This window comes from Pedococcus sp. P1_H8 (assembly GCF_056405175.1).
Genome location: NZ_JBFUCP010000291.1, coordinates 1 through 422, shown reverse-complemented (window position 1 = coordinate 422; position 422 = coordinate 1). Strand labels below are relative to the sequence as shown.

1 protein-coding gene is annotated in these 422 nt (G+C 67.8%); it reads right to left on the bottom strand.

The features are described from left to right. Positions 1-422: cupin domain-containing protein (locus AC1DYG_RS20065; RefSeq protein WP_477641597.1), on the bottom strand; the 422-nt coding region annotated here is incomplete at both ends.

Sequence of the window (422 nt, the reverse complement as noted above, 5' to 3'; positions counted from 1 at the left end):
CGCAGGGCCTTCTCGCCCTTGGGGATCCACCGGTGGGTGGTGGCCCGCGGGATCAGGACGTAGTCACCCTCGCGGGCCTCGAGCACGCCGAAGACGGTCTCGACGGTCGCCTCACCGGATTCGACGTAGACCATCTCGTCGCCGATCGAGTTGCGGTAGAGCGGCGACTCCTTCGCCGCGACCACGTACGACAGGCGCACGTCCGCGTTGCCGAGGATCAGCCGGCGACCGGTCACGACATCGGTCTCGGCCCAGGTCTCCTCGGGGAAGAGGTCGTGGAGCTTGAGGTGACGCGGCTTGAGCGGGTGGTTCGGGGTGGTGCTCTGGTCCCGCAGTTCCCACACCGTCGCGTCGACGATGGCCGACGGAATCTCGCGGTGGTAAAGCAGCGAGGAGTCCGAGGAGAAGCCCTCCTCCCCCAT